The organism is Capnocytophaga sp. oral taxon 332 str. F0381, assembly GCF_000318275.2.
Taxonomy (GTDB): Bacteria; Bacteroidota; Bacteroidia; order Flavobacteriales; family Flavobacteriaceae; genus Capnocytophaga; species Capnocytophaga bilenii.
Genome location: NZ_KB291261.1, coordinates 322 through 2,026, shown reverse-complemented (window position 1 = coordinate 2,026; position 1,705 = coordinate 322). Strand labels below are relative to the sequence as shown.

Annotated in this window: 2 protein-coding genes and 1 pseudogene; all 3 read left to right on the top strand. The window is 25.2% G+C overall.

The window, feature by feature from the left end; genetic code table 11:
- Positions 1–209: pseudogene (locus tag HMPREF9075_RS13680) on the top strand (DUF3828 domain-containing protein); the annotation flags it as partial.
- Complete coding sequence (locus tag HMPREF9075_RS01310) at positions 203–688, top strand: hypothetical protein (RefSeq protein ID WP_009414792.1); 486 nt, start codon at positions 203–205, stop codon at positions 686–688. The pseudogene HMPREF9075_RS13680 and the gene HMPREF9075_RS01310, both read left to right, overlap by 7 nt.
- Before the next feature lie 129 nt (positions 689–817).
- A complete protein-coding gene (locus HMPREF9075_RS01305; protein WP_009414791.1) occupies positions 818–1,669 on the top strand; it encodes a hypothetical protein in 852 nt (283 codons plus the stop codon).
- Positions 1,670–1,705: the final 36 nt, after the last annotated feature.

Genomic DNA, 1,705 nt, shown 5'->3' with positions numbered 1-1,705 from the left:
ATAGAGATATGGATTTTATTGTAAATGCCCAAGATACCAACCTAGAATGGTTAGACTCTCTTAAAGTAAAGAAGATAAATTCAAAAAGATATAATGTGTATCTTTTTAACTTTTATGATAACAGATATGATAGCATACAATTAAAAGTTGCTAAAAAGAAAGACAGGTACATCATTGATGATATTAATTTTAAAATATTCAGATGGTAAAGATTTATTATTTTATTTCAGCGTGTTTATTGTTGTTTTCTTGTAACAATAACAACACCCAAGAAAACAACTATATTGAAAATGATATAGATACCATTGAGGAAGCAGATTATGTACAAGAAATAACCGATGAGAGGATTACAAGGGAAATAAAGGATAAGAATTATGTTATCTTTGTGGAACCAACCTTATTTTACCTTGATAGCCTAAAGAATGTGTCAAAAGATGATGATTTCTATACAACGGTAGACGATGCTACTTTTTATATGACAATGGCAAGCGATCTTGCATTAGAAAAAAGAATAGATACAATAAACATAAAAATAGGCGAAATCTTAAAAATAGGAGAAAAAATAATTCAGGTATCCAAAGACAATCCTTGGACATTGATTTTATACAAACAGGGCGGAAAGACAAAAGAGTTATATCCTATAGAAATACAAATAGATGATAAAATTATTGACATTTTTTTTCAATGAATAAGTCCGTATATCCTAACACTTTAACAATCTAATAAAAAGATTGATTGAAAGAGAACCTATTTTCCAATCTCTGTTAATATGCTATTAACTTGACACCTCAATTAAAGAATATTATTCTGTAAAAATATGAAAAAAACTTACTATATATTAATATTATTTCTTTTTATATCTTGTAATTCAAAATTAATTCCTTTAGTTTATCCGCCTGTTAGCTTGAAAAAGGATTATTCTGAAGACACAAGAAACTTTAAGGAATATAAAGGAAAGATTGAAGGATTGCCAAAAGATAGATATTATAAAGCTGCTATAAAAATACTATTAGATAGTACTTTATGTAGTTTTACTTCTTCTGATATGGATCATAATTTTTATATATATTTGGATACAACTTGTATTAGAAGAGATAGTTATATAGAAATTATTTTAAATGATTACTCTCCTAAAACAATTTTATTAAATGATTTTATTAATTCTGATAAAAATATTACTCTTATTAAAGATAAGAATATTATAACAAAAGATACTTATGATAATTTTTATAGAACATCTTTATCCGAATGTGGTACCATTTCTGATAGAGATATTATTTATTCTACTAAATATCTTACAGAAGATAGAATTCATTTAAGTAATATAGAAGAAATAAACCAATTAAAAAATGGAGATTTCTACTATGAGGATAATAAGACTCATGTTTTAGTCATAGGAAGTAAACTAAATAGTAATAAAAATGGAGAGTGGAGAACTTATTTGCTAAAATATAGTGATGATCCAGTGTTAAAAAAAATAGAAACTTATTCTAATAATTATTTAGATGGTTATTACTATGAAACAGATAACTCTAATTTTACTAAACAAGGCTATTATAAGAAAAATAAAAAGTACGGATACTGGGAAGAGATAGATTGGAAAGGAAATATACATAAAGAGTATTATAAAAATGGAAAGAAGAAAACAAAGCGCAGAGGAAATCTTTAAATAAAAACCACAATTATGAAGAAAATATTCTTTTTA

Excerpts from the sequence above, each read along its gene's own strand:
- HMPREF9075_RS01310 (WP_009414792.1), top strand. The coding sequence starts at position 203 with ATGGTAAAGATTTATTATTTTATTTCAGCGTGTTTATTGTTGTTTTCT.
- HMPREF9075_RS01305 (WP_009414791.1), top strand. The coding sequence starts at position 818 with ATGAAAAAAACTTACTATATATTAATATTATTTCTTTTTATATCTTGT.